Raw genomic sequence first — 25,390 nt, 5'->3', positions numbered from 1 at the left:
AACGCGATTGGCCGTGAAACCAGCGAGGACCACGGCGAGCACTAAATAACACTACGGAACCACTTCGTCAGGCCGGTGAGGCGCACCAGAATCTCCGGGCTGTGCCGCTAAGAACGATTTCTTGGCTAACGCTTACCGCTAGTAAAGACTTCGTTCCCAGAGAGATCGCCAAGGAACGAGTACTATCGGCGCCTCAATCTGGTCCGGCTGGAAGGGCTGGGAGCTCACGGCTCGCCCAGCACATCGGCGGCCCAAGCTCGCTCAAACCTGGCTTCGGCCTCGTGCTGGACGTTTCGAACGCTGGCAATGTCAGCGGCTTCGTATTCGCAGATCATGCGCAGCCGGTCGGATGACCAGTAACTACGGATCCAGCGGACATCGTAGAGGTCGAGGCACGGCGCCATCCGCGCCTCCACCGCGTCGAGTTCTTGCTGGGTGAACGGGGCTTCAAACGTCCGCTCGACGATTATGCGAGGCATGGTGCTCTCCTGTTCGATGGCTCGTTCAAGTTTGAGGGCCCGGCGTGGGTGCCGCCGTTGGAACGCTGCGGGCCGGTTCGGCAGGATGGTGCAAAACTGCTCGCGCCCTCGCGCTGAAATCCTCAAGCTCGATCGACGCCCGGCAATCGTCGTCGATTTCCGCTGCCGAAGAACTGTTGGCGGCCGCGCTGAGCAGGGCCTTGGCAATGGCGATCTCGCAGCGCCGGCGGATTTTTGAGGCGACTGTCAGTGCCTCGCTGGCGTGGAGCCGGACTTGCTCCATTCGGCCGGCACGACAATAAAAACTCGCGGCGCTGTTGAGAGCGTAAGCCAGGTAAGACTTGTCGTCGGCAGCACGAAGCCGCGCCAAGGCACTCTCCAGTGCCTCATCGGCTGCATCAGCCGCCGTCATGAGGGCAGCAAGCGCCTGCAGGGCATCGACGAAAGGCGTCTCCTCCCCAATCCGTGCGGCAACCGACCGGAGCTCATCACAGCGGGCGTGCATGTCGGCATATCGTGCCATTTCGAAATGAAGCGTCGCCAGCCAGGTCAGGCATTTGTACTCGCGCCAGCGGTCTTCGCTTCGGCGCGCCAGGGCAAGAGAGCGCGCAAGATGCACGGCGGCTTGATCCTGCCGCCCGTCCCATCGCTCCAGCAGCCCGCTGGCCCAATGCAGTTCGCACAACTCTGTACCAAGCGACTGCGCGATATCGCCGGCCTCCGCGATCAATTCGCGCGCGCGAGCGATTTCGGTCTCCAGCTCAAGCAGGCAGCGAGCCGTGTTGGCGAGCTGATGCGCCTGGATCTTGCGGTCAGCGTTGCGCCCTATCTCGGCCGCACGAAGCGTGCTGGCCTCGGCCTGCTCTATTTGTCCGGCCTGCTGATGGAGAATGGAAAGCAGATAGTGCCCTGTCGCCGCGGCAGCCTGCAGCCCTTGTTCCTCCGCTGCGGTGGTCGCGTCGGCGATCTCGTCTTCAATGGGCGGAAGTGATCGCAATCCGGGACCAGTCGCGGCAAGAACGCGGATCTTGAGCAGCGCAATCCGGGAAACCAGCTTCTCCGGCGCTTCCGGCAGCCGCGCGACATGCCGCAGCCCTCGCTCGGCCAGGCCGGCGGCCTCGGCATTGGCGAAGAGCCGAAGCGCCCGCTCGCCCGCGACGATGCAAGCTCGTGTTGCCATCTCGTCATCCTCGGCGAGCACGGCGTGATGAACGAGATCGGCCGCAGCATCACCGCCGCGCTCCGCCGCCGGTCGAAGCGCGCGCGCGATATGTCGATGCAACAGCTTGCGCCTGGGATGGGACAAGCTGCGGTAGGTGACTTGCCGGACGAGGTCGTGGGTGAAGTCATAGGCGTCGCCGCCTGCCGGCCGCACCAGCCCGCGCCGCTCAAGCTCCCCCAGTGCCGTCAGAAGCCCGGCAGCATCAAACGGCCCCAAGCGCGCAAGATCCTGCGGCGTGAAGGTGCGGCCATGCGCTGCAGCCCAGACCAGGGTTTCGCGCACCTGGTCGGTCAGCCCAGCCAGTTGTCCTTCTATCAGGGCTTTCACGGTACGGCCGGGGCCGGGATCCCCGCGCAGGTGAGCGCGGGCAAGTTCAAGCGCAAACAGCGGATTGCCATCGCTCGCGGCGACGATTTGAGCGGCGTCGAGAGCCGGGTCGAGCCGCCGGACCAGCTCTGCCGTGTGCTCGGCGCTCAACGTATCGAGCTCGATCTCCGTCAGTCGGCCATCGCGGACGAGTGAGCGCAGCACCCGCGACACTGCAATGTTGTCTTCGACTTCTCCAGAACGTGCTGCGCAGGCGATGACCAGACCGGGGGCTGCCTCCGTCCGGCGAGCAACATAGTGAAGCAGCGACGCGGACGCATCGTCGAGCCACTGGACGTCGTCGAGGGCAATACCCACCGGCTCGTCGGCGGCGAGCCCGTAAAACACGTCGACAATGGCGTCGAACAGCTGAGTGCGATCCCCGACCCCGCCTTCGCCGCCTCCAAGCTCGGGGAGCAGCGGGCCGAGAACCGAAGGCAATCCATGGCGCGGTCGCTGCCGCTGGACCGAGCGCAGGAGATCGATCCAGATACCATAGGATCGTGCCGTCTCGGCTTCGAATGCGCGCGCGCTGAAGGCGCGCCCGCCGGCAGCGGCCACCCGTTCGCTGAAATAGCCTAGCATGTGGCTCTTGCCGACGCCGGGCTCTCCAGTCACATGGATGACATCCTGGCCGCTGACGGCTGCCATCCCGACGAGGCGATCGATGGTTGTACGCTCGGCGTCGCGCCCAACCATTGGCCCGGAAGCCGCAGGCCGCAGGGCGTCATCAAGGGGTCGCCTGGCTGCACCGGAAGGTGCGGCTCGGGCACCTGCGATTGGGGTCGGTCGCAGCGCCTGTCTCGCCGCCTTCAGTTCCTCGCCTGGCGGCGCGCCAAGCTCGGCTTCGAATATGCGATGCGCCCGCTCGTAATGAACGAGCGCGTCGTTGGTCCGGCCCAACTTCCCAAGCAGCCGGACCACCGCAGCATGACCGGCTTCGGATAGCGGGTCGGCCGCAACAAATGCGTAGGCATAGGGCAGGGCATCCGTCGGGACGTCTTCCAGTCGCGCGATAAGCGCGGCGAGAACCCTGAACCGGAGCTGGCTCATCGCCTCCCGCTCCGCTATGCACCATTCCTGGTAGCGGTAACAGAGCGGCAGATCGAGCCCGTCGAGGAACTCGCCTCCAAACAGCGCCACAGTCTCGGTCAGCACCTCGGTGGTCGCGGCGGAGACGCTGCTTGCGGCAAGCGAGCGCACGACCGCATGGTCGACCAGCGCATCGCCAAGCTCGATGCCGACCCGCTCACGATCCGCCACGAGCCGAGCTCTGCTGCCGTCGCCGAGCAGCGCGCGAATCTTGCTGAGGCTCCAGCGCAACTCGGCGCGCGGATCGTCCGGTCCGTCCCAGAACAGATCGCAGAGCCGTTCACGCCGGTGCACCTGACCGGTGGCAATAAGATAGCCAAGAAGCGCGCGCGTTTTGCGGGAGGCGGGTAAAGCAAGGGCCTTCCCGTCGGCGCCGACAAGCTGGAGCTCGCCGAGCAGACGTACCCGGAGCGGGATAGGACGTTGCATTCCTGGCCTGCCTGCGCTGCCTCGAGATAATTCGACGCCGGTTTCCACGGGCGCTCCCACGATTGTCGGCAAGTTTAGCCGTGAACACGGTCTTGCGAAACAGCCCTTGAGGAGCCAGCCGATGACAACGACAACGGCGACGAAACCATTCGATCCTGAACACAAGGAGACGACCCTCGACCAATGGCGGGCTGCCGCCGCCGCCAACCGCGAAGCCGCCATCAACAAAGCGATCGAAGCCGCTGATGTGGCGCCACACTGGTCGTCTTTTCCTAACCATGGATACCGGGATATCCGACTGGGGTGTGAAGGCTGGGGGGACTGAAGTGGGAACATGCATCGGGAGTAGAGAAACCGCCATGCAAGCAAAAATTGCCGTCGTTCAGAAACCGCCGGTCTTTCTCGATCGCGAGGCGACCGTCGCCAGAGCCCTCGAGGCGATCGACGAAGCCGCCGATGCCGGCGCCACCCTGGTGATCTTCCCTGAAGCTTGGATACCCGGATATCCGACGTGGGTCTGGCGGCTGAAGCCCGGCACGGATATGGCGTTGTCAAGCGAGCTTCACGCCAGGCTGCGCAGCAACGCCGTCGACATCGAGCGAGGTGATCTTGAGCCTCTGCAGCAGGCCGCCAGCCAGCGTGCGGTGACGATTGTCGTCGGCCTGAACGAGATCGATAGTTGATTCTCGGGCACGACGCTGTTCAACACCGTGGTCGTGATTGGACCGGATGGCACGCTCCAAAACCGACATCGCAAGTTGATGCCGACCAACCCCGAGCGCATGGTTTGGGGAACGGGCGTGCGAAGATTCAAATGTGCTACAGGGTCATATCTCCGCTCGGATGGGCTAGGCAGAGCTATCCCAAGGGGTCAGGCCTTTGCGTGGATCCATTATTAAACGTGATGGACTGTCTATCGGTGCGCGACATGCCCGGGTTCGTCATTTGCTCGTTCGACCCAGCGTGCCGACCAAAGACACGCGTAGAACGCTATGTTGAGGGCGCGCGTTCAGTCGACTGCATCAAAGCTGTGAATGACCGATACCGCGGTTTAGAATCTCCCCGCGCTGGGTGTACCGGCGACAGGCAAGAGACACAGCCGTTGTTCGCTGCTCAAAGCGGCATCCTCTGACGTTTTGCGGGAGGTCACCCCATGCTCGCAACGGGTCTACCATAGACCTTCGCATCGCCTGACCGACACTGCCGTTCGATAGTCGCGCGGACCGAGGCGGCGCAATCTCCTCCGCAGACACTAGGTGGCCATCCATGGAGGCGCATGCCAACCCACGGGGGCCAGCGGCGGAGGTGGCCATAAGGCCGTGGGTAAGGCGATCAGCAGGAGACAAACATGAGCTTTGGACAACACCTCACACTCCGGTAGGCCGGAGCCTGACGAGTTGGTTCCGGCGCGCTACGCGCTGCGGAGCCGTTAGCGGCGACCCGATTAAACGGGCTGAACTCGTGAGCCCGCAATTGATAGCCTGATGGCCGCGCAGAAGCGGGCGTGGCTGAGTTGAGAACTGAAAAGGATCATTAAATGGCTAAATTTGAGGTCGGCTACGTTATTGGTAGCCTTGCGTCTCAATCTATCAACCGACGGCTTGCGCTCGCGCTCGTCAAACTCGCTCCTTCGAATTTGAGGCTCAGGGAAATCCCCATCCGGGATCTGCCGCTCTACAGCTACGATTATGACTCCAATTATCCAGAGGTCGCAAATCGCTTCAAGAGTGCCATAGCTGATACCGACGCCGTCCTTTTCGTTACACCAGAGTACAATCGTTCGATACCCGGCGCGTTGAAGAACGCGATAGATTGGGCTAGCCGGCCGTACGGGCAGAATGCGTTCACGAGGAAGCCATCGGCGGTGATAGGAACGTCTCCCGGTTTGATTGGCACCGCCGTCGGCCAGCAGCACTTGCGCACTGTCCTCGGCTTCTGCGATTCGCCGCAGATGAACGCGCCGGAGGCTTACATCCAGTTCACGCCGGACCTTATCAGCGATGATGGCGAAGTGTCGCGCGAATCCACAGCCGAATTCCTGAAGACCTTCATGGTGGAATTCAGTGGCTTCATCGAACGGGCACGTACCGTGCCGGTTCCCGCCTGACCGATCCGGGGTTCGACGCCGCCCGGCTGGAGGACCCCGTGCTGTACGCTTCGCTGGGCACGGTGTTCGATGGGGGGCCCGCCCTGCTGCGGACCTTCGCGACCGCGCTGGCACCGCTGGGCGGCACCGTTGTCGTCTCGACCGGGTCCACGGAACCGGCAGACCTGGGTCCGCTGCCAGCCAACGTGCTGGCCCGCCGATCCGTGCCGCAGCTCCAGGTGCTGGACCGGGCGGCGCTCTTCGTGACCCACGGCGGCATGAACAGTGTCAACGAGGCGATGCGGACCGGGGTGCCGACACTCGTCGTGCCACAGGGGGCGGACCAGCCAATGGTGGCGCGGCGGGTTGTAGAGCTCGGTGCCGGCCTCGAGCTGGGGTCTCAGAAGGCGCCTATCGTGACCCTTCGAATATCCCGGAAAGGGCCGCTGCATCAGACATTTAAGCGTTCCGGTGCCCCGGGGTTAATTTTCGGCGCGCTTTCACATTCAGAGACGATGGTTGATCAGAGTCCGCGGGTTGGAACATGAGAGACTACTGATCTGAAGTTCCGGAGTTCCGGGAATTCATGCTTGTCCACCTTCCTCTGACTAGCCCCGCCCCTGCCGGCGCCGCGGACCAGGCAAAGGCTGCGAGCGTTCCAGGCTCAGGCTGGGATCAAGGGTAAAGAGCTCCTGCGCGCGTCCGACGCCACGCAACGCGAACCGGCCGACTGAAACGAGCTTTTTGCGCTCCTCGCCGAGTAGCAGCTCGGCGAATTCCGATGAGCAAAGCATATTGCGACCGGCCGACTCGCACATGGAGCTGATCCGGCTGACCTCATTGACCGGCGGGCCGACAACGGTGAAATCGAGACGGTCCGGAGTGCCGATATTGCCGTAGAAGACCCCGCCGGCATGCAGGCCCAAGTGAATGTCGGCGACAGAAAGGCCATCGTTTTTGCGGCGTTTGGCAAGCTGCAGCAGCCGTGTGCGCATGTCGCGTTCTGCCTCCACCGCGGCGCGACAGGAATATTCGGGCCGCGAACTGGTGAAGATGGCCAGGACTCCATCTCCGATCAGTTTCAGCACATCGCCGCCGGCGGCCTTCACTGCGCCGATGACCGCTTCGGCGTAGTCATTGATCAACGGCACGAGTTGATCGTTTTGAACCGACTCGGACAGGTTCGTATAGCCAGTAATGTCGGAGAACCAGAGTACGGCGTTGATCCTCTTCACCGAGCCGTGGCGGATGCCGCCGCTCAGCACCTGGCGACCGGGACCCCGGCCGAGATATGCCTCGACCAGCGTCTTGGTGAGCCTTGTCTGCGCAGCCGAACGAACCGCCAATCCCAGATGCGGTGTAAGCCGGGACAGAACAGCGACTTCCTCCTCCGAAAATCCACCCGGGCGCGCTGTGGTCCAGCGGGCGTAGAATGCATCGACATCCTCGACCCTCATCGCCTGCCGGATACGATAGACGATCGCAAGGTAGTCCGTCTGGCCGGCATCGCGCAGTTCCTCGATCGCCGGAAAGCCGCGCGTTTCGCCTGCTTCGAGCCGGCAGCGTAGGGTCAGTTCACGTCGCCGCAACATTTGCAGAAACGGGCTGCGCTTCCACAACTCCGCTCCCTTGCCCTCACGGCTCGACGGGTATTCTTCTTCGCGGAAGCTGATCGACTCGTCCTCGTCCCAGAAGAAGGCGCGTGCCTCGTGCATCGGGTGCAGCGTGTCGATCATCACAAACGCCTTGCCCAGCGGCAGCCCTGCTTCGACGCAACGCTCGCAGAAGGCCTGTACAAGCGATTCCTCGCTGCGGATGCCAAGCAGCCCAGCCTCCGCGAGCCAGGTGGCAATTTCATCGCAATCGCTGATCTTCATTGCCGACGATAGCTTCCCATTGCACCGCAAAAACGGCGCCACGGTGTTTTATATCACATGCGTGGTCAGCGGAGCACAAGCACGTCACCCGATGACAAGCTGATTCCCGCCGGCCCCCTCGAACACAACCTGACAGCCGGCAGGAAGGCGAGCCTCGACGAAGTTTCGAAACAAGGCGCGGATATGTTCCGGTCGCTGACCACCAACCAGGCAGAACGACAGTCGAGCTGTGGCCGATGAGGGTAGAACCGATCGTTCGCCGGGGCCTATATTGCCGCCCACGATGCCGTTGAAGTCGATGCCAGGACGCCCCACATCAACTCGACCGTGCCGTATCCGCCTTCATCATATCCTCCGGTTACCGAAACGCCGGCCAGAGCCTCAGTGAGATCCAGAGCTTCCCACTGAACACCCGACATTTAGCCCGACGGGCGGCTGGAGCGGCGGCGATGGAACGCTATGAGGCTGCAAACATTTACCCCCGAGATCCGCGCGTTCACCTCAGTCGGTTTCGAGACCCTCGCAAGCATAAAGGATCCAGGATCGATAAAGCTGATTGAGTCCAGGCGGCGAAGCCATTGATGGCTCGAGAGCAGTCCTTGCGCCTACGATTGGCGTTTGCCGCCGCGCCAGTCCGCGAAAGGGCCGGCCATGGCGGCAAAGCAGCGCAGTAAAGCCCCGATCCCCAAATACCCGCTCTGGATCACTCTGCCCTATACGCTTTTTGTCGCCGTGCTCACGCCGGTATACTGGTTGCGATACGGCCCCGGCAATTTCCTGTGGTTCTCCGATATTGCGCTCTTTGCCGTGCTGATCGCGTTGTGGACCGGCAGCCGACTCCTCTATTCGATGATGACAGTCGGCGTTCTGCCGCTCGAGTTCGCCTGGTTGGCGGACTTCGTGACCGGCGGCAAGCTGACCGGGCTCGCTGCCTACATGTTCGATCCAAGGGAGCCCGCATATGCGAGGACGCTGTCCGGCTTTCATTTGTTCATGCCGGTCATCATTATTTTCATGCTGATCCGGCAAGGCTACGACCGCGGCGCGTTCAAAGCGCAGACCGCTCTCGCCTGGGTGGTACTGGTTGCAAGTTACTGGTTCACCCGGCCCGACGAGAACATCAACTGGGTGCACGGGCCTGGTCCGGAGCCGCAGAGGATCTTGCCGCCACGCATGTATCTCGGCCTGTACATGGTGCTTTTGCCCCTGGTCGCCTACTTGCCGGTCCATCTCGTATTGAAACGGCTGTTCCGGCCGTAGCTGGCCATGCGGAGACGACCGGCGAATTCCAATGCGCTGCGCGTCCAGGCTTCCATCCCCGGCCAGCGCATTAGTCTGATGATCTTGGGCGGGGCGCAGGCGAATTGTCTCGGTGAACGGTTTTGGGGCTCGTCCTGAGTGGATCGCTGCCGTTTAGCATCCTGATCGCATCGAGGAACAACGGCTCCCTGCGTTCGTTGGCCTTCGGCGAGATAAGGAGCCAAATCATGCAAAGAGACCAGAAACGGAATCGCAAGGACGATTCTCCCAACATCTCTAAAACCACGGGCGTTGACTCGAGACATGAACGACAAAAAGCTCGTCCCGACGCCGATGATCCGACTGACCCGGAAGAGGTATGGAAGAGTTCCGAGACGACACCCCAGCGCGAAGCGAAAGAAAAAAACGTCGGAAGAACCAGACGGGCGTGTCGCCGATGCGGGCGACGTCGGTGGCGGTCAGCCTTCGCCCTACGAGACGGAAGTGCAGGCGGACAGCGTTGCCCAGCAGACAGACCGCAACAGGCAGACTGGTGAGAAGCCGAAGCCATCCCAGGAATGAAAAGCCTCGTCATCCACAGGCGCACCGCGCCGTTCGACCGGCACGCCGTCACGATCGGCGAGCAGGACGCAGCATCCGACATCGCCCACCGCAAGATAGAGCCGGGCCAAGCTCGATTGGGCGGCCCGGACGAGCGGTTCAATGCGTTGCCGGGCCTCTCCCAATTCCGCCTCTGTCAGATGGCGTGGCGGGCCGAGCACGGCAAAAAGTCCACTGTCACCGAAATGCCCTTCACCGAAATACCCTTGCGCCGACACCACGGGATGGCGGCATGACGCTTCGCTCGTCTGCTCTACCTGGCTCAACGCGGTCGCCGCAGCATCGGGACTTGCGTCGGCGATGACCCGACCTGGATGGCGCCGAGCGGTTCGAAGCCGTGGCGCCGGTAGAACGGAATGTTGCGCGGGTTCGAGGATTCCAGATAGGCGGGCGCGTGATCGCGATCGCACTGCGCGAGCGCGTATGCCATCAAGGCGTCGCCGAGACCTTCGCCCTGATGCGCCGGGTCGACGCCGATCACGGGCAAGTACCAATGCGGTTCGGCCGGATGGTACTTGGCCATCTGCTCGAATATGGCGGCGACTTCAGCGGCAAGTGAGGGCGCAACCGTGCTCTCGACAAGCGCACCAAGCCCTTTCTCGTCGGGATGCACACCGGGCGACAGCCACAGCGCCGTCCCGACATAGCCATCGGTGCAAAAGCCGCTTCCGTTTGAGAATGCCCTGGCCCCGAACGCGCGGACCAGTCGCGGCATGGCCGCAAGGTACTGGTGTGCATGCGGCCAGGTCCATCGCGCCATGGGATCGGCTGCAAACGCCAGCACGATTGTTCCGATCGCCGGATCTTCATCGGCCGCGGCCATAACCCTCACTGTCGGCGATTTCATGCTGCCCTCCAAACGACGCAAATGGTTCGACGAGGCGCCCGCGCCGGCAACGGGCGCCGCAACAAGCGGGCAGGGATCAGACAGTCCCGCCCCACATCTGGCTACCATATTTCGCCTCCGGCGTTAGGTTTAACGCCTGACGCAACAAGTCGTTTCGAGAAACGGAAGGAAATCCCCGAGGAAGGAGACAGCAGCGATGAGGAAACACAAGACCGGAACACGCGAGGAATGGCTCGGAGCGCGGCTCGCACTGCTCGAGGCGGAGAAACGGCTCATGCGGCAGAGCGACGAACTGGCGCGACAGCGACAGGAACTGCCGTGGGTTCGGATCGACAAGGAGTATCTGTTGGAGACCGAGGAGGGCAGCGCCTCGCTCGCCGACCTCTTCCAGGGGCGCTCGCAACTCTTCGTCTATCATTTCATGTTCGGTTACGGATACCGGCTCACCGATGAGCGCCAAGGATGCACCGGATGCTCGTTGATCGCCGATCACTTCGACTGCGTCATCCCCCACCTGAACGGCCGCGACATTACCCTCGTTTGCGAATCGATCGCCCCGTTGCCGGAGATCCAGGACTACAAGCAGCAAATGGGCTGGCGCTTCCCGTGGGTTTCGTCGCTCGGCAGCGATTTCAAATACGACCTCGGCGCCGCCTTCACCGAAGAGCAGCAGAGAGACGGCGCCGACTACAACTATCAGCATGTCGACAGGGCCGAGCCGCAGAAGGAGGGAATGAGCGTCTTTGCGCTCCAGGACGGTGCCGTCTACCACACCTACTCGACCTACGCCCGTGGCACCGAGGCGTTTATGGGGGTCTACCGTTTCCTCGACCTGGCTCCGTGGGGAAGGAACGAGGACGGGCTCGAGTTCCCCCAGGCGTGGTGGCGCCGCCACGACGAGTACGGCAATCGCTGAGTGTCAAGGGCACGACCGCGAATTACGGTGACGATGCACTATTTTCCTTCTGCCTGCCGTGCCTCGATCCGTAATGCCGCGGTGGGCGGCAGATCCGCCTCCTGAAGATAGTGCGCGTCCGCCCTCCCGCCGGGCCGTCAACCTGATGGCATTTTCTCGAACGTCGTCAGCCCAGTTTCCATCTTGTCCCAGGGGAGGGCCCGGATACCGTACGTCACCACGGTCGGATTGAAGCGGCCCGGATCGTCGAGGCTTGCGGCATGGACCGTGATCACGTCCGGCATGGCGGCGTATGTCAGGTGTGTCGGCGTTCCGCAGACCGGGCAGAAGGAATGGATTTTCTCATTCCCGTTGTCCGCCGCGACACGCCAGTCCGTCGTCACGCCGGTGATCGTCACGTCCGCCCGCGACGCAAACGTCAGGTAAGATCCATGACCGGTGCCGCTTCTTTTCTGGCAATCGTGGCATTGGCAGTGGTTTTCGAAGATCGGGGCTGCCTTTGCCTCGTAGCGGACCGCGCCGCACGCGCATCCGCCGGTGTAGAGAGTGCTCATCTGCTCGGTCCTTTGTTCTGGATCAGGCCGCCAGTTCGGACGCGCGCGGCCTGGCGAAGACATCGATCGCCTGACCGGTTTCGAGGAAGGATTTCAGGCTGGAAAGGACGATCGGCCAACCCTTTTTGATGCCGTTCGCCATGCCGCTGCCGGCTTCGAGTTCGTCATGGCTGACGGTCAGCCGGACCATGGCCTCGTATTCCTCGAGCTCGAAGGTCACCCGGCTGTAGCTCGCCGGATCGGACGCCTGCGAAGCGTTTGCCCAGGTGATGACGAGACGGGTCGGCGGCGACACCTCGACGACCTTGCCGACGAGCTCGACGGTCCGTTCGTCATTGGCGCGGATGTGCTGCCAGTTCGAGCCGGGCTTCCAGTCGGAGACGTTCTCGTGGCCCCAGTAGCGCCGTGCGAGGTCCGGTTTGGTTATCGCCTCGAACACCTTTCCCGGTGTCGAGACAATATAGGTCGTGTAAGTAAAGCTGATCGTTTCCCTGGTCATTGCTACGCTCCTTTTGTTTCGCGAGCATAGGTAGACGGGGAAACCGGGTTCGTGTGAGTGACAATCTTGTCGCGAATTGCATCTGATATGAAAAAGGTTGACGCATGACGCGCTGGCAGCTTGCTCGTGGACGGCATCTCGATCTTGGCGCGCAATCGTTGCTGATGGGGATTTTGAACGTCACGCCGGACAGTTTTTCCGACGGCGGAGAATTCGACCGGCCGGAGCGGGCGCTGCAGCAGGCGCGGCGCATGATCGGCGAGGGCGCGGCGATCATCGATGTCGGCGGCGAATCCACCCGGCCCGGCGCCGGCGCTGTTTCGGCGCGCGAGGAACAAGCGCGCATCCTGCCGGTCATCGAGGCGCTGTCGTCCGACGGCGACAGCCTGGTTTCGGTCGACACCTACAGGGCCGAGACGGCGCGGCTGGCGGTCGCGGCGGGCGCGCATATCGTCAACGACGTGCATGGCCTGCAGCGCGAACCCGACATCGCGCAGGTCGCGGCGGAAACCGGCGCCGGTCTCGTTATCATGCACACCGGGCGCGGCCGCGAAAAACTGGCGGATGTGATCGCCGACCAGTTCCTGTTCCTGAACAGATCGCTGGAGATCGCGCGCGACGCCGGCATCGTGGACGAGCGGATCGTGCTCGACCCCGGCTTCGCCTTCGCCAAGGACGGCGAGGAAAACCTCGCGCTCATGGCTCGCTTCGGTGAGTTGCGCGCGCTCGGTTTTCCATTGCTCGTCGGCACGTCACGCAAGCGCCTTGCCCGTCACCTGGTCGGCGGAAGTGACGAGGGGCGAGACGTCGGCACAGCGGCAACAAGCGTTATCCTGCGGCTGAAAGGCGCTGCGATCTTTCGCGTCCACAACATTGCCGTCAATCGCGACGCACTGGCATTCGCCGACGCGGTGCGCGAGCGCGAGACCGGGGAATAATGCGTGTCGCCCAAAAGCATGCCCTCGGGCCCTGACCCGAGGGTGCGCAGCGGTTTTGGGATAACGACACGCATAAAAACAAGAAGGCGCGTCAGGCGGGCTCGGTGACGACGCCAATCCGCCGATAGACGAATTGTTCGTCGTTCGAAGGAACTGCCGCAGCACGCTGGGCTTCGTCGATCAGCATGGCCATGCGCGCATGGATCGGCGATTTCGCGCAAGCCGGGTCCGTCGCGGCGGCGTCGCCGGCAATCGCCATCGCCTGGCAGCGGCAGCCGCCCCAGTCGATCTCACGCCGTTCGCAGCTGCGACAGGGCTGCTGCATCCAGTCGGTGCCGCGAAAGGCGTTGAATGCCGGCGAATCGGTCCAGATTTCGGCCAGGCTGCGCGGGCCGAAACGCTCAAAGCTGAGCGACGGGATGGTCTGTGCGGCATGGCATGGCAGCACGGTGCCGTCCGGCGCCACCATGAAGGCATCGCGCGCCCAGCCGCCCATGCACGGCTTGGGATAGATGGCGAAATAATCCGGCGTGACGAAATCGATGTTCATGATGCCGGTGAGCCGTTCGCGCGCCGCCGCGACGATCTCTGCCTGACGGTCGACCGCAGCACGCTCGGGCATCAGTTGATCGCGATTGGTCAGGGCCCAGCCGGCATACTGCACGTTGGCGATCTCGAGCCGCTCCGCGCCGAGCGAGAGCGCCAGGTCGATGAATTCCGGCACTTCCTCGATGTTGTGGCGATGGATCGGCGCGTTGATGGTAAGCGGCAGGCCGGCTGCGCGGGCGCGGCGTGCCGTCTCCAGCTTCTTTTCGTGGCCGCCTTTGTGATTGCCGATGCGGTCGGTGGTCGCCGGCCGTGCGCCTTGAAAGCTCAGCTGCAGATGGTCGAGCCCGGCTTCGGCAAACGCCTCGATGCGGCCTTCGGCGATGCCGACGCCGGCGGTGATCAGGTTGGTGTAGACGCCGCGCGCCGAAAGCCCGGCGATCAATTGCTCGAGGTCGCGGCGCAGCGTCGGTTCGCCGCCCGACAGATGCACCTGGAGAACGCCGAGATCGGCGGCCTGCGAGAACAGGTCGAGCCAGGTCTGCGTATCGAGTTCGCGATTGGCTTTCAGCAATTCGAGCGGATTGGAGCAATACGGGCATTGCAGCGGGCAGCGATGCGTCAGTTCCGCCAGCATGCCGATCGGAGGGAGAAGGGGCTCGCTCATAGTTTTACCAGCAGCTTGTCCGACCATTCTTGCAGGAAGGCAATGACGTCGGCCGCCACGGCCTCCTGTTCGGCGTCATAATCCGCCGCAAGCTCGGCGATGATGTGGCCGACCGTGGATCGCCCGTCGCAGCGGCGCAATATATCGAGGCTGATGTCATTCGGCCAAAATATTTTTTCCGGTGAAAGCACGGCGAACGCCTGCCGCACGGGATCGTACTGTATGCGCACGTGCTTCGGCAGCGACGGCACTGATCGTGACGAAACCAAAGCTCTTTCGCGCAGCGCCATCATTGGGCTGGCTCCGGACGGAAGGCGCCGGGCGGGATGTTTCCGGGCTCGCCATAGGCGTGTTGAAGCGCGTCGAGCATGGCCCACAGTATATCGCATTTGAACACCAGCGCATCGATCGCCTGCTGCTGGCGTTCCGCCGTGTCGGCATGGCCGAGCACGTAAGCGAGGGCGAAGTCGGCGTCGCGCGAGGCCTGTTCGGGCCGTCGGCTGAAATAGGCCAGCGTATCCTCGGTGATGTAATCGTATTTGGCCAGCATCGCCGGGATCCGTTCGCCGATGATGAGCGGCGAGAACATCTCGGTCAGCGACGATGCGACCGCCTCGAACAGCGTCCGGTTCGTGCAAAAGGCGAGGTAGGCGCCGACCGCGAAACGTGTCGCCGGCAGCGCCAGCCTTTCGCTCTTCACGTCATCGGCATCGAGGCCGAGCGAGGTCGCCAGATGCAGCCAGCGCGCGATGCCGCCGCTCCAGCCGTCCTCGCCGTCATGGTCCTCGATGCGTTTGCGCCAGGCAGCCCGAAACGCCGGATCCTCAGCATGTGCGAGGATCATGGCGTCCTTGCGCGGGATGACGGCCTGGTAGCAATAGCGGTTCAGCGCCCAGGCCTGCATCTCGGTCCTCGACAGCACACCGCTGGTCATCCTGTGATGGAAAGGATGGCGGTTGTGATAGCGCTCGGCGCCGACCTGCCGCAGCACGGCTTCGAGCTCGCTGGAGGACAGGCCGTTCCTGGCCGCGTCGTGGAAATCACTCAAAATTCCATCTCCATCCCATCTTGGGCGACTTCCCAGCCAGCCGCTTTGACCGCTGCGTGCTCGGCCGAATTCTCGTCCAGAACCGGATTGGTGTTGTTGATGTGGACGAAGACACGGCGGCCGATCCCCACATCGGCCAGGCCGGCGATCGACCCATCGTCTCCCGACATTGCCAGATGCCCCATGCGCGCCCCGGTCTTTTGGCCGACGCCGGCGGCGATCATCTCGTCGTCGGTGTAGACCGTGCCATCGAACAGGACACAGGCGGCATCGGCCAGGCGCGTGCGCAGGGCCGCATCGATGCGCGCGCAGCCTGGGATATAGAAGACGGAGCCGTGACTGCCGGCACCAGCGATGCGGACGCCGATCGTGTCGCCGGCGTCGGAACTGAAATTGGCATCCGGCCGGCTTCTTTCCTCGAGATAGAGGGCTATCTTGCCGGGCACGGGAAAACTCTCGACAGTCACGCCGGTGTCGTGGCCGTCTGCGTCGCAGATCGCCAGTTCTTCCGCCGGCGGCAAGGTGCGTCGCGGCACGAGCGCCGGATCGAGGACATTGAAGATCGAATTCGCTTCCAGCGTCGCCAGCACCTGTGTCGTTGCGTAGATGGCGAAGGGCTGCCGCTCACGCAGGCTGAGCAGGCCGGCGACATGATCGACATCGGCATTGGTCAGCACCACCGCGCGGATGGGCGTCGAACGCAACGGCGCATCATGCGCGGGCTGCAATTCAGGCGTTTGCGCAATCTGCTGGCGGATATCGGGTGAGGCGTTGAAGAGAACCCAGCCGGCCCCATCCACTGATGCGGCGATGCTTGATTGGGTTCGCGAATGCACGCCAGCCATCCCGGTGCGAGCCGCGCGGCTCAGGCGATAGTTGCAATTCCACTGCGGAAAGCCGCCGCCTGCCGCCGAGCCGATGATCTTCAAGCGCATTGCAATGCCCGCTCTGCGGCTTGTTCAACCAACAGCAAATTTTCGACCGCGAATGGCTTCGCGCCCGCATTGAACGCGTCAAAGCCTTTCACGGAGACCTGGCGCGGCAAGACAGTGCGTGTCCCCGTTGCCGGGGACACGCACCTCTGCGGCCTACTTCTTGGGAGTAATTTCAGCAGGCAGATACCGCGAAATCTCGAAGCCCGCAGCAACTTGGCACATGGTCGGTTTTGTCCAGCTCTTCTTCATGGCATATCTCCTCTTCTACCAGCCCGAAGGGGCCGATCCTTTTCTCAGTCAACCATTGCTGGGCACCATTGCAATGGCTCGTCCATCAGCTCTCAAAATGGACAAATGAAACGGCAGGTTCTGAAAAGTCGAAAAACAAGAAAATAACAATGCGCATGCTCAATTGCTAATCACATATGGCTTCCTTTCCTCCAGCGGAAGGTTGGCACGTTCCCATCCATCGGCGCCGGGCGGATACCAGATCACCGAACTGTAGCCCCATTCGATGGCCCGCTTCGCGGCATTCCACGACATCCAGCAATTCGTCATGCAATAGAACAGAATGGCACGCGACTTGTCGGGACCGGCTTCGGCCGCGAGGCCTTGGCGAAAATAGTTGGCGGTCTCCTCGGAGATAGCGCCGTAACCGACATTGGCCAGCCAGGTGCTGCCTGGGATGTCCTTTCTGATCTTGGCTCTCCAAATCGTTCCTGCCGGCAAATTGGCCGGCTTCGGCGTGTTCGGCATGACGTCGAAGAACACCGCCTTCTTCTCCCGCCACAGCGCCTCCGCCTCCGCCGTCGTTACGACCTTCGCGCCCTGCAGCGTCTGCGGCACCGGCGCCCGATATTCGTCCATCCGGTAGCCGCCGGGCTCGGCGATATCGCCCGCCCACATCGGTTCGGTCAGACCGAGAAGGCCCGCGGCGACCAGCAAAATCGTCTCCTTTCCCTTCATGCGTTTCTCGTCATTGCGTGATCGGATTATCGTGTTCGTCGATCAGCGGCACATCGTAGTCCAGCAGGATCCTGGTGATCTCCGCCTGGTTTTCCCTGATCACCCGGTTGAGCGTCCGCTTCCATTCCTGGTCGGATGGACGCACGCCCATGGTGATGCGGTATGACATGCGCGAGCCGGTTTTCTCCTTCACCAGCGGAACGATCGTGAAATCGGCGCCGAGTTGCTTGGCATAGTAGCCGGCCATCGGTCCCCACATGACCGCCGCATCGATCTTGCCGGCGAGCATGTCCTTGATCATGACTTCCCCCATGGAAGGGGTGAGGCGGGTATCCACCGCCAGCGGATAGATCTTTGCCGTTCGCATGAGCTTGTTGGCGGCCATGTTGGCAGTCGGCGGTGTGCTTTCGACGACGCCGATCCTCTTGCCAGTGAGTTTCGGATCCTCGATGGTCTCGACGCCCTCCATGCCGTTGCCCTTCGGGTGCACCAACACATAGGACGAGCGATAGTAGGCGTTGGTGTTCTGCACCAGTTCATCGCCCTGGGCATAGCCCATGATGATGTCGCATCGGTTGGCGGCCAGCGTGTTGCGCACGAAGCCGGCGACAAGAGGAAACCATGTATAGGCGACGGACTTTCGGCCGGTTTTCGCGGCAACCAGGTCGGCCAGCCGGTTTTCGAAGCCTTCGCCGCTCTCGTCGGTGAACGGCATGTTCGAAGGATCGGCGCAGACGCGCAGAATGTCTGGGTCGACCAGTTCGCCCGCGGCACCAAGGCCGGCGTCCTGCGCCTGGGCGTTCGCAGGCAGCAAGGCGAGTGCGCCGAGCATCGGCAGGACAAAACACAGCTTCAACGCGTCATGGCCAATCATATCATCCACCCATGCAGGATGCTTCGGCATCCTTCGCTGCCTGTGGCTTGTCTGCTTTCTTCGGCGGCCTGCCGCGCGGCGCCGCACCGTCGGCGCGGGCACGCAGATAGACGTAGAGGTCATCCATGTAGCAATAGACGTTTTTGTTGTCGCCAAAGGCAGGCATGACATTTTCCTTGCCGCCGCCGACATTCTTGCGGCCCTCGGCGACGATCGAGATGAAAGTGGCGTAATCCATTGTTTTCAGGCTGTTGAGCAAGGCCGGCGCATAGCTCGAACCGGTGCCGTCCGGTCCGTGACAGACATGGCAATCGGAGTGATACCGGCGGTAACCGCTGAACGTGTACCAGTCGACGGCTCCGTTTTCGATCTTGAAGGTCGGATTTCCCTCCGCGTCGAAATGCTTGCCGCCTTCTTCCGTCACGGCCTTGGCTTTTTCAGCGCTGTCCTGGGCATGCGCGAGGCTTGAACTTGCCAGAGGCAGCGCCAGGGCGAGAGCGGAAATTACAATGCGAACGGACATTCAGCTACTTCCTTGATTTCTTGATTTCGCCTGCACACGGTATTGCTGTCGTGAAGCGGCATGGATCGATGTGGGTGCGCGGCGAAATTGAGAGCCCGGTCCTGGCTTCCCGGTGATCCGGGCTCTCGCTTTTCAAGCCTTGGTCTTCTCAAAAAACCGAGGCGTGCCTATGGTTCCCGTGTCTCAGTCCGGGAGACCGAAGACGGTGAGCTGGCCGCCCAGCGTCGTGTAGTCGGCAAGTGCTGCGTAGCCACCGACCGCGCCCAGACCAGCAGTCCCAACGACCGCAGCCTCGTCGCCTTGCGCACGGCCCTGATCGACGGCGCCATGCCAGGCAGCGGCGTTTTCGGGCGAAAGCAGTCCGCCTGCCAGACCGATACCGGCCCATCCGCCGACGCCGGACAGAACGGCAATGTATTGCTTGCCGCCATGCTCATAGGCCGTGATGTTGCCGATGATGCCGGACGGGGTCTTGAACTTGTAGAGTTCATTGCCGTCATGATCGACTGCCTTGATGTAGCCCTCGAGCGTGCCGTAGAAGACGACGTCACCGTCGGTCGCCAGCGCGCCCGACCAGACCGAGAACTTCTCGGGCTTGGACCAGACGATCTCGCCCTTGGCAGCATCCCAGGCAATGAAGTTGCCCATGTGGTCGGCTCCAGCGGGAGGATACATCGACACGGTGGCGCCCACGTAAGGCTGACCGGCGGTGTAGCTCACCTTGTAGGGCTCATAGTCCATGCAGACATGGTTTGTCGGCACGTAGAACAGACCGGTCTTCGGCGAATAGGTCGCCGGCTGCTGGTCCTTGGTTCCAAGCGCGGCCGGGCAGATGCCCGTCGAGTTGGTGTCTTCGCCGTTCTGCTGGGTCGAATATTTGGCGACCACCTGCGGGCGGCCGTACTGGTCGCTGCTGGGGTCCATGTTGACTTCCGTCGCCCAGTTCACTGCCGGATCGTATTTCTTGGCGACGAGAAGCTCGCCATTGGCGCGATCCATGGTGTAGGCAAAGCCATTGCGGTCGAAATGCACCAGCACATCGCGCTTGGCCCCCTTGATGTCCATGCCGTCGACAAGGATCATCTCGTTGACGCCGTCATAATCCCACTCGTCATGCGGGGTCATCTGGTAGAGCCACTTGGCCATCCCGGTATCCGCATCGCGAGCCATGATCGTCATCGACCAGCGATTGTCGCCTGGCCTCTGGACCGGGTTCCAGGTCGATGGATTGCCGGTGCCGTAGTAGATCAGGTTAAGCTTGGGATCATAGGCGTACCATCCCCAGGTCGTGCCGCCACCGGTCTTCCACTGCTCGCCTTCCCAGGTGTTCGTGCCCGAGTCCGCGCCGACTGGTTTGCCGAGATGGGTGGTCTTTTCGGGATCGATCAGGGTTTCTGCATCGGGTCCCGTCGAATAGGCCCGCCAAGCAAGCTTGCCATCCGAAAGATTGTAGGCCGAGAGGTGGCCGCGAACACCATATTCGGCGCCAGAGATGCCGACGATAACCTTGTCCTTGACGACCACAGGCGCCGACGTGCCGGATTCGCCCTTTCCGCCGTCGATCTGATCGCCGTTCTTGACCGTCCAGACGACTTTGCCGGACTTGGCATCGAGCGCCACGACGGTGGTGTCGGCCTGGTTGAGGATGATCTTGCCGTCACCATAGGCGACGCCACGGTTGACCGTGTCGCAGCACATGATGCCAATAACATTCGGGTCTTGCTTGGGCTCGTATTTCCAGAGGATCTTTCCGTCATCCTTGAGATCGAGAGCATAGACGGTGTTCGGGAACGGCGCGTGGACATACATCACATCGCCGATGACCAGCGGCCCGCCTTCATGGCCGCGCAGCACGCCAGTGGAGAAGGTCCACTTGACCTGCAGGTTCTTCACATTGTCCTTGGTGATCTGGTTGAGCTTGGAAAAGCGGGTGTTGGCGTAGTCACCCGTCTGCATCACCCAGTCCTTGGGATTCTCGGCCATTTTCATCAGTTCTTCATTGGCCGACGTCATGTGGACCGCGCCGAACGACATGAGCGCCGCGGTCGTTAGTAGGTAGGCAGTTTTCGCTAATACACGCATCAAAGTCCTCCCAGGGTGCACAATGACGAATCGTCCGTTGAGCCCACCAGGGCTTGCCCAAGCGATTCATGTGGGGGAAGTATTTCCGGCAGCGTGTCACGACCTAAGCCGAATGAGCAGAGGGCACCGTTACTGCCCATCCCACCTGGCCTACGAAAGACTGTCGCCGCTCCCTAATTGACGGTGACGCCCTTGAAGCCGGAAACAGGATGAAGCTATGTCATCCCCAGAAGGAAGGCAAGAAAAATCACTTCCATCTATGTTGCACTGCAATATAGAGAAATAGATATGAAAAAATCCGGACTGAAAGCTATTGATCGACTGTGGATGAAGCGCGATTTATATAAGTGGTTAAATTTTACGTATTTTTTGGGCAAAATGTATTGATTTTTATTTGGGAATATTCGCTTGATCGTATGATTTTAAGTATGCGCGCGTCGCTCCCTCTGGCGATAGTGGAGGAGACCTGAAATCAAGCTCAGCACCAGGATTCGGAGCCGATGTTCGTGCTGTCGGGGAGGCCTTTTGCCGGCCGGGACGGCCCTGTCCTTTGGTACTATATGGCCTGCATGAGAACTTGACGGGCGTGGCGGCAGGAGGCCAACTGGTGCGGTGATCCGTCTCGATCCAGCGGGCTCGATCCGTCACGTTCCGGGCCAATCGGAGGTTCCCCATGATCAGATATGTCGGCTTTTCGAGCTTGCCGCTGTTGCTCACGTCGGCCCTGGCCTTCGCCAATCCGGCCGGCGCCGCCTCAGATTATCCGACGGTGACGGTTGTCGACTATGTGCTCGGCTGCATGCAGACGAATGGCCAGACACGTCGGGCGCTGGAGAGCTGTTCCTGCTCGATCGATGTCATCGCCTCGATCCTTCCATTCGAGGATTATGAAAGGGCCGAGACCTTCAAGAGCATGTCCCTGACGACTGGGGAGCGGTCGGGGCTGTTCCGCGAAAGCGCGCCGGCAAAAGCCGCAAGCACGGGACTGAAGCGCGCGCAGGCGGAAGCTGACGTGCGCTGCTTTTAGACGCTGTGTAAGACCGCCGACGGCGGCTGCATACGGTTTCGAGGCTTCAAAGCCCCGTAGCCTCCAGCGGCCATTGATTGCGAAATACCTTGCCGTCCGTATCGATCGCTTCGACCTGGATTTGGCCAGTGCCGTGCGCGGTGAAATCGAACCGGAAATTGGGATCTTCCGAAATCGATATCCCCCCTTCCATCGACAGGATCAGCCGGTCGGCCTGCGAGACCGACAGTTTCTGAACGAAATGCGCGGGGATGAAATACTGGGTCAAGGGGTTGCGCTGCAGGCCCGAATTGTTCGGGTGGCGGATCATCAGCTGCAATTCCTGCGCCTTTGTCATCGTCTCTTGCGGCGGGAATTGGCGCAGCTTCATCTGCCCCATCGTTGCCATCGCTTCGTCTTGGTTCTTGAGCGCCGGGGCGGAGCATCCGCCTGACGCCTTGACGAAGGTCTGGGCCATGTGAAGCTCGCCGCCCTGCGTCTCTGCTATGGCACGCAGATAGGAATAGTCGTCGACGCGCACGCGCGTCGACAGATGTGTCACACCGGCGTCCTTGCCGATCTCGAACGTCGCCGCTACCGGCGCTGGATTGACGTCGATGATCAAGGTGACGGATTTGATGCCGGCGGGCGCCTTGGCCGGGTCGATATAGATGTCGACGGGCACGATGGCGGCATCCTGCGCCCGCTTCGGCGCCTCGATCCTGACGACGCCGCTATCGACCAGAATTGCCCGATCGCCGAACACGTCGCCTTTCATATCCTGCCAGATCCTGTCCGAAGAGGCGGTTGTCTGCTGGGCGTTGGCGGCGCCGGAGGCGCCAAAGAGCGCACCGACGGCCAGGATGATCGCGGCGAAGATGGCTGGCAGCGGCAAGCCGAGCTGCCGGCTCCGGTAAGCGTGGTTCTGCATTTCGATGCCTCCACCAATGTCAGAGAGGTGGTGCCCAGGCCGATGTCGAGGATAGACCCTTGACGATGCGTTTGGCAAATCGATCCACCACGTCCAGCGTTCGTCGCTGTGACCTATTCCCATTCGAGTTCGGCAAAGGCGGCTGTTGCATTGCGCTCGTTGTAGTCGTCGAACAGATGCCAATTGCTCCGTTCGCTTGCGCCGGCGGTCTTGACGGCGTCGCGGAGCGGCGTCCCGTCGGCGATCGCCTTGCGAATATCGCGCGCCAGAATTTCGAAATAGCGCCGCTCTGCCATCAGCGCCTGCGGCCAGTCGGCCGGCACCGGGCCGTGACCCGGCACGACGCGCGTGGCGCCAATCGCGGCGAGCCCATCCATCTGGCGGAGCCAGCCGAGCAGCGATCCGTCGAGCGTCGGCAAGGAACCGATGAAAACCAGATCGCCGGCAAACAACGTGCGGGTCGCGCTGTCGAAGACGGTCAGGTCGTTGTCGGTGTGAGCCGCCTTCCATGCCTGCAATTCGAGCACGCGTCCGCCGAGGTCGAGCTGCAGGCGATCGTCGACCAGCGTCGTCGGCGGTATGATCTCGATCCCTTTGATGAGCGCGTCGCCGATCTGTTCGCGAAAGTTCTGCAGGTAGAAGGCGCCGCGTGCCTCGAGGGCGCGCGGCAGATTGTGGTGGCCGACGATGGTGGCGCCGATTTGCCGGAACGCCGCGTTGCCGAAGACATGGTCGGGGTGCATGTGGGTGTTGATCAGGTAGCGGATCGGCTTGGCGCTTATCTTGCCTATTTCGGCGATGAGGGCGTTCGCCTCGATCAGGCTGCCGCCGCTGTCGATGACGGCGACGGCGTCGGCGCCGACGACGACGCCGAGGTTGGAGATCGCGCCCTGGTTGGCGGCGCTCATCAATTCATCGACGCCCTGGAACGCGAAGACGCCGTCGGCGACTTTCCTGAGCTTGAATTCAAGGCCATAGGCTGCGGCGAGAGCGGCCCGCCCGAGGCAACAGGGCAGCATCGCGGCGCTGACCGCGGTGCAGGCGAAGCCGTTCACAAGCTTGCGTCGTATCCTGTCGATCGGCATGGCTTCCTCCCGATATGGTTCCGAACTGTAAGGCGATCAGGCCACGCCCGGAAATTTTTGCTGGAACGACCGTAAAAGGTCGCTCATCACCTGTGGATTGCGATAGTGCCGCGGCAGCCTTACGTCGAACATGCCGAGGACATGCGCCGGCCGCTGCGCGAGCACGATGATGCGGTCCGACAGCATCAGGGCCTCCCGCAGATTGTGGGTTACCATCAGGGCGGTCGTGGGCCGCGCCGACCACACGGTCAAAAGCAGGTGCCGAAGCCGCTCGGCGGTCCGTTCGTCGAGCGAGGCAAAGGGTTCGTCCAGGAACAGCACCGCCGGTTCGGTGGCGAAGGCCCTGGCAAGCGCTGCCCTGCGTGCAAGGCCGAGCGAAAGCTCGGCCGGATAGAGCGAGCGCATGCCGGCGAGGCCGAGCGTGTCGAACAGCCCGTCGAGGTTCTTCGTTCTCAGGCTTTTCGGCAGCGCCAGCCTGACATTCTGCTCCACCGTCCGCCACGGCAGCAAGACCGGCTCCTGGAACACGGCGGCGATCCGGTCGGAGCCGCCTTCAGGCAGCTGGAACGAGCCGGAAAAGTCCTTGTCCAACCCAAGCAGGATGCGCAGCGTCGTGGTCTTGCCGCAGCCGGACGGCCCCAGCAGGCAGGCGAATTCGCCTTGCCGGACCTCGAAGGAAAGGTCCTGGAGCGCCGTGATCGAGACGCCTTGCGCGGACCTGAAAGTCTTTTCGGCGATGTCGACCCTAAGCGGGACGACGGCGCCAACGGGTTGCATGTCGTTCAACGGGCTGCACCAGAAGGAGTTCGATGACAAGCATCACCGCCACGAAAGTCAGGGTGTAGGCAAGTATGGCGGCGACGTCGAAGAGCTGGAAATAAAGATAGATCTGGAAGCCGACGCCGTTGGAGCGGCCGAGCAGTTCGACCACCAGGACGATCTTCCAGATGAGAGCGATGCCGGATCGTGAGGCGGCGGCAAGATAGGGCTGCAGTTGCGGCAGCAGGACATGGCGAGCGCGGTCGAGGAGACCGAAGCGGTAGACGGCGGCCATTTCGGCGTAACTCGGATCAAGCGCTCTGGCGCCCTCGCGCATCGTCACCACGACATTCGGGATCTTGTTGACGGCAACCGCGCCAATCGCCGCCGCTTCGTTGAGGCCGAACCAGATGTAGGCAAGCACTATGACCACCAGCGCGGGAATGTTGAGGAACAGAACCACCCAGGGAGCGAAGAACCGGTCTGCGCTGCGGTGGCTGCCGAGGAGGACGCCGATGACCGAGCCAACGACCATAGCGACGACATATGCCGCGGCAACCCGGCCGAGCGTCGCGCCGAGATGGTAGAAAAGATCGCCGTTCGCCGCCTCTGCGAGCAGTACCTGCCAGACCTGTCCCGGCCCTGGAAAGGCACGGCTCGGCCAGGCATTTGCCGCAAGGCCCCACAGCAGGCCAAGCCCGAGCAGAGAGGCCGCGACCGTCAGCACCGGTGTCAGCGCCGCTGCCAGGCCGGATTGGCTGGACATGCCGGCCGCAGCGCCAGGCGGGCGATCGCCGGTGTCA

Annotated in this window: 27 protein-coding genes and 1 pseudogene; 9 read left to right on the top strand and 19 right to left on the bottom strand. The window is 62.3% G+C overall.

Annotated features, from left to right (window positions below):
• Nucleotides 1–224: 224 nt before the first annotated feature.
• Nucleotides 225–479, bottom strand: a complete 255-nt coding sequence (locus AC0L2R_RS19965; protein WP_128180888.1) for a nickel-binding protein — start codon at nucleotides 477–479, stop codon at nucleotides 225–227.
• Between the two features lie 25 nt (nucleotides 480–504).
• On the bottom strand, nucleotides 505–3,588 hold the full coding sequence (locus AC0L2R_RS19960) for an ATP-binding protein (RefSeq protein ID WP_473511010.1): 3,084 nt from the start codon (nucleotides 3,586–3,588) through the stop codon (nucleotides 505–507).
• Between the two features lie 121 nt (nucleotides 3,589–3,709).
• On the opposite strand from AC0L2R_RS19960, the gene AC0L2R_RS19955 reads away from it, so the two are divergent.
• The 4 genes from AC0L2R_RS19955 (at nucleotide 3,710) to AC0L2R_RS19940 (ending at nucleotide 6,222) form a co-directional block, all read left to right on the top strand.
• Nucleotides 3,710–3,913 (top strand): hypothetical protein, encoded by a 204-nt coding sequence (locus AC0L2R_RS19955; protein WP_473511009.1) that lies wholly within the window; start codon nucleotides 3,710–3,712, stop codon nucleotides 3,911–3,913.
• Between the two features lie 34 nt (nucleotides 3,914–3,947).
• On the top strand, nucleotides 3,948–4,271 hold the full coding sequence (locus AC0L2R_RS19950; RefSeq protein ID WP_473511007.1) for a nitrilase-related carbon-nitrogen hydrolase: 324 nt from the start codon (nucleotides 3,948–3,950) through the stop codon (nucleotides 4,269–4,271).
• A gap of 854 nt (nucleotides 4,272–5,125) precedes the next feature.
• Nucleotides 5,126–5,695, top strand: coding sequence for an NADPH-dependent FMN reductase (locus AC0L2R_RS19945; RefSeq protein ID WP_473511005.1), 570 nt, complete (start codon nucleotides 5,126–5,128; stop codon nucleotides 5,693–5,695).
• A gap of 38 nt (nucleotides 5,696–5,733) precedes the next feature.
• On the top strand, nucleotides 5,734–6,222 hold the full coding sequence (locus AC0L2R_RS19940; protein WP_473511003.1) for a nucleotide disphospho-sugar-binding domain-containing protein: 489 nt from the start codon (nucleotides 5,734–5,736) through the stop codon (nucleotides 6,220–6,222).
• Nucleotides 6,223–6,282: 60 nt separating this feature from the next.
• On the opposite strand, the gene AC0L2R_RS19935 is transcribed toward AC0L2R_RS19940, so the two are convergent.
• Complete coding sequence (locus AC0L2R_RS19935; RefSeq protein WP_473511001.1) at nucleotides 6,283–7,551, bottom strand: adenylate/guanylate cyclase domain-containing protein; 1,269 nt, start codon at nucleotides 7,549–7,551, stop codon at nucleotides 6,283–6,285.
• 651 nt (nucleotides 7,552–8,202) lie between these two features.
• On the opposite strand from AC0L2R_RS19935, the gene AC0L2R_RS19930 reads away from it, so the two are divergent.
• A complete protein-coding gene (locus AC0L2R_RS19930) occupies nucleotides 8,203–8,811 on the top strand; it encodes a hypothetical protein (RefSeq protein ID WP_473510999.1) in 609 nt (202 codons plus the stop codon).
• Nucleotides 8,812–9,362: 551 nt separating this feature from the next.
• Here AC0L2R_RS19930 and AC0L2R_RS19925 read toward each other — a convergent pair.
• A pseudogene (locus AC0L2R_RS19925) lies at nucleotides 9,363–9,563 on the bottom strand (sigma-54-dependent Fis family transcriptional regulator); the annotation flags it as partial.
• 110 nt (nucleotides 9,564–9,673) lie between these two features.
• Entirely contained in the window at nucleotides 9,674–10,258 is a 585-nt protein-coding gene (locus AC0L2R_RS19920; protein ID WP_473510997.1) for a GNAT family N-acetyltransferase, read from the bottom strand.
• Nucleotides 10,259–10,454: 196 nt separating this feature from the next.
• Here AC0L2R_RS19920 and AC0L2R_RS19915 point away from each other — a divergent pair, with 196 nt between their 5' ends.
• Nucleotides 10,455–11,174, top strand: coding sequence for a DUF899 domain-containing protein (locus tag AC0L2R_RS19915; protein WP_473510995.1), 720 nt, complete (start codon nucleotides 10,455–10,457; stop codon nucleotides 11,172–11,174).
• 137 nt (nucleotides 11,175–11,311) lie between these two features.
• Here the strand turns inward: AC0L2R_RS19915 and AC0L2R_RS19910 are convergent, their stop codons facing one another.
• Both AC0L2R_RS19910 and AC0L2R_RS19905 read right to left on the bottom strand, forming a co-directional pair.
• On the bottom strand, nucleotides 11,312–11,728 hold the full coding sequence (locus tag AC0L2R_RS19910) for a GFA family protein (RefSeq protein ID WP_473510993.1): 417 nt from the start codon (nucleotides 11,726–11,728) through the stop codon (nucleotides 11,312–11,314).
• 22 nt (nucleotides 11,729–11,750) lie between these two features.
• Nucleotides 11,751–12,227, bottom strand: coding sequence for an SRPBCC family protein (locus tag AC0L2R_RS19905; protein WP_473510991.1), 477 nt, complete (start codon nucleotides 12,225–12,227; stop codon nucleotides 11,751–11,753).
• A 104-nt stretch (nucleotides 12,228–12,331) separates the two neighbouring features.
• Between AC0L2R_RS19905 and folP the strand changes: the two genes are divergently transcribed.
• Entirely contained in the window at nucleotides 12,332–13,165 is an 834-nt protein-coding gene (gene folP / locus AC0L2R_RS19900) for a dihydropteroate synthase (protein ID WP_473510989.1), read from the top strand.
• A 91-nt stretch (nucleotides 13,166–13,256) separates the two neighbouring features.
• Here folP and pqqE read toward each other — a convergent pair whose 3' ends face one another.
• The 4 genes from pqqE to pqqB are packed head-to-tail and all read right to left on the bottom strand — an operon-like array spanning nucleotide 13,257 to nucleotide 16,361.
• A complete protein-coding gene (gene pqqE, locus AC0L2R_RS19895; RefSeq protein WP_128180874.1) occupies nucleotides 13,257–14,378 on the bottom strand; it encodes a pyrroloquinoline quinone biosynthesis protein PqqE in 1,122 nt (373 codons plus the stop codon).
• A complete protein-coding gene (gene pqqD / locus AC0L2R_RS19890; RefSeq protein WP_287119370.1) occupies nucleotides 14,375–14,671 on the bottom strand; it encodes a pyrroloquinoline quinone biosynthesis peptide chaperone PqqD in 297 nt (98 codons plus the stop codon). Before pqqD ends, pqqE begins: the two co-directional genes overlap by 4 nt.
• Nucleotides 14,668–15,426, bottom strand: coding sequence for a pyrroloquinoline-quinone synthase PqqC (gene pqqC, locus AC0L2R_RS19885; protein WP_473510987.1), 759 nt, complete (start codon nucleotides 15,424–15,426; stop codon nucleotides 14,668–14,670). The genes pqqD and pqqC overlap by 4 nt, the downstream gene beginning before the upstream one ends.
• Entirely contained in the window at nucleotides 15,423–16,361 is a 939-nt protein-coding gene (gene pqqB, locus AC0L2R_RS19880) for a pyrroloquinoline quinone biosynthesis protein PqqB (RefSeq protein ID WP_473510985.1), read from the bottom strand. The genes pqqC and pqqB overlap by 4 nt, the downstream gene beginning before the upstream one ends.
• Before the next feature lie 220 nt (nucleotides 16,362–16,581).
• Here pqqB and AC0L2R_RS19875 point away from each other — a divergent pair, with 220 nt between their 5' ends.
• Nucleotides 16,582–16,719 carry a hypothetical protein gene (locus AC0L2R_RS19875; RefSeq protein WP_023797673.1) on the top strand — a complete coding sequence of 46 codons (138 nt, stop codon included), beginning with the start codon at nucleotides 16,582–16,584 and terminating at the stop codon, nucleotides 16,717–16,719.
• 50 nt (nucleotides 16,720–16,769) lie between these two features.
• Here AC0L2R_RS19875 and AC0L2R_RS19870 read toward each other — a convergent pair whose 3' ends face one another.
• From AC0L2R_RS19870 to AC0L2R_RS19855, 4 genes are all read right to left on the bottom strand, one after another.
• Entirely contained in the window at nucleotides 16,770–17,327 is a 558-nt protein-coding gene (locus AC0L2R_RS19870) for a PQQ-dependent catabolism-associated CXXCW motif protein (protein ID WP_027151291.1), read from the bottom strand.
• A 10-nt stretch (nucleotides 17,328–17,337) separates the two neighbouring features.
• Entirely contained in the window at nucleotides 17,338–18,201 is an 864-nt protein-coding gene (locus AC0L2R_RS19865) for a quinoprotein dehydrogenase-associated putative ABC transporter substrate-binding protein (protein WP_473510983.1), read from the bottom strand.
• Between the two features lies 1 nt (nucleotide 18,202).
• The gene (locus tag AC0L2R_RS19860; RefSeq protein ID WP_023797676.1) at nucleotides 18,203–18,724 is read right to left on the bottom strand and encodes a c-type cytochrome, methanol metabolism-related; all 522 of its coding nucleotides are present in this window, start codon (nucleotides 18,722–18,724) and stop codon (nucleotides 18,203–18,205) included.
• Nucleotides 18,725–18,907: 183 nt separating this feature from the next.
• On the bottom strand, nucleotides 18,908–20,806 hold the full coding sequence (locus AC0L2R_RS19855) for a methanol/ethanol family PQQ-dependent dehydrogenase (RefSeq protein WP_473510981.1): 1,899 nt from the start codon (nucleotides 20,804–20,806) through the stop codon (nucleotides 18,908–18,910).
• A gap of 673 nt (nucleotides 20,807–21,479) precedes the next feature.
• Between AC0L2R_RS19855 and AC0L2R_RS19850 the strand changes: the two genes are divergently transcribed.
• Nucleotides 21,480–21,833 (top strand): hypothetical protein, encoded by a 354-nt coding sequence (locus AC0L2R_RS19850; RefSeq protein ID WP_023797678.1) that lies wholly within the window; start codon nucleotides 21,480–21,482, stop codon nucleotides 21,831–21,833.
• Nucleotides 21,834–21,879: 46 nt separating this feature from the next.
• Here the strand turns inward: AC0L2R_RS19850 and AC0L2R_RS19845 are convergent, their stop codons facing one another.
• From AC0L2R_RS19845 to AC0L2R_RS19830, 4 genes are all read right to left on the bottom strand, one after another.
• On the bottom strand, nucleotides 21,880–22,743 hold the full coding sequence (locus AC0L2R_RS19845; RefSeq protein ID WP_473510980.1) for a quinoprotein dehydrogenase-associated SoxYZ-like carrier: 864 nt from the start codon (nucleotides 22,741–22,743) through the stop codon (nucleotides 21,880–21,882).
• 113 nt (nucleotides 22,744–22,856) lie between these two features.
• Nucleotides 22,857–23,828: a quinoprotein relay system zinc metallohydrolase 2 gene (locus tag AC0L2R_RS19840; RefSeq protein ID WP_473510978.1), complete on the bottom strand. Its 972-nt coding sequence runs from the start codon at nucleotides 23,826–23,828 to the stop codon at nucleotides 22,857–22,859.
• A gap of 36 nt (nucleotides 23,829–23,864) precedes the next feature.
• Complete coding sequence (locus AC0L2R_RS19835; RefSeq protein WP_128173417.1) at nucleotides 23,865–24,605, bottom strand: ABC transporter ATP-binding protein; 741 nt, start codon at nucleotides 24,603–24,605, stop codon at nucleotides 23,865–23,867.
• Entirely contained in the window at nucleotides 24,574–25,353 is a 780-nt protein-coding gene (locus AC0L2R_RS19830) for an ABC transporter permease (RefSeq protein WP_287259163.1), read from the bottom strand. The genes AC0L2R_RS19835 and AC0L2R_RS19830 overlap by 32 nt, the downstream gene beginning before the upstream one ends.
• Nucleotides 25,354–25,390 lie beyond the last annotated feature (37 nt).

Source organism: Mesorhizobium sp. WSM4820 (genome assembly GCF_055811075.1).
Note: the sequence above shows the minus strand (reverse complement) of the source record. Positions and strands in the feature narration are given on the sequence as shown.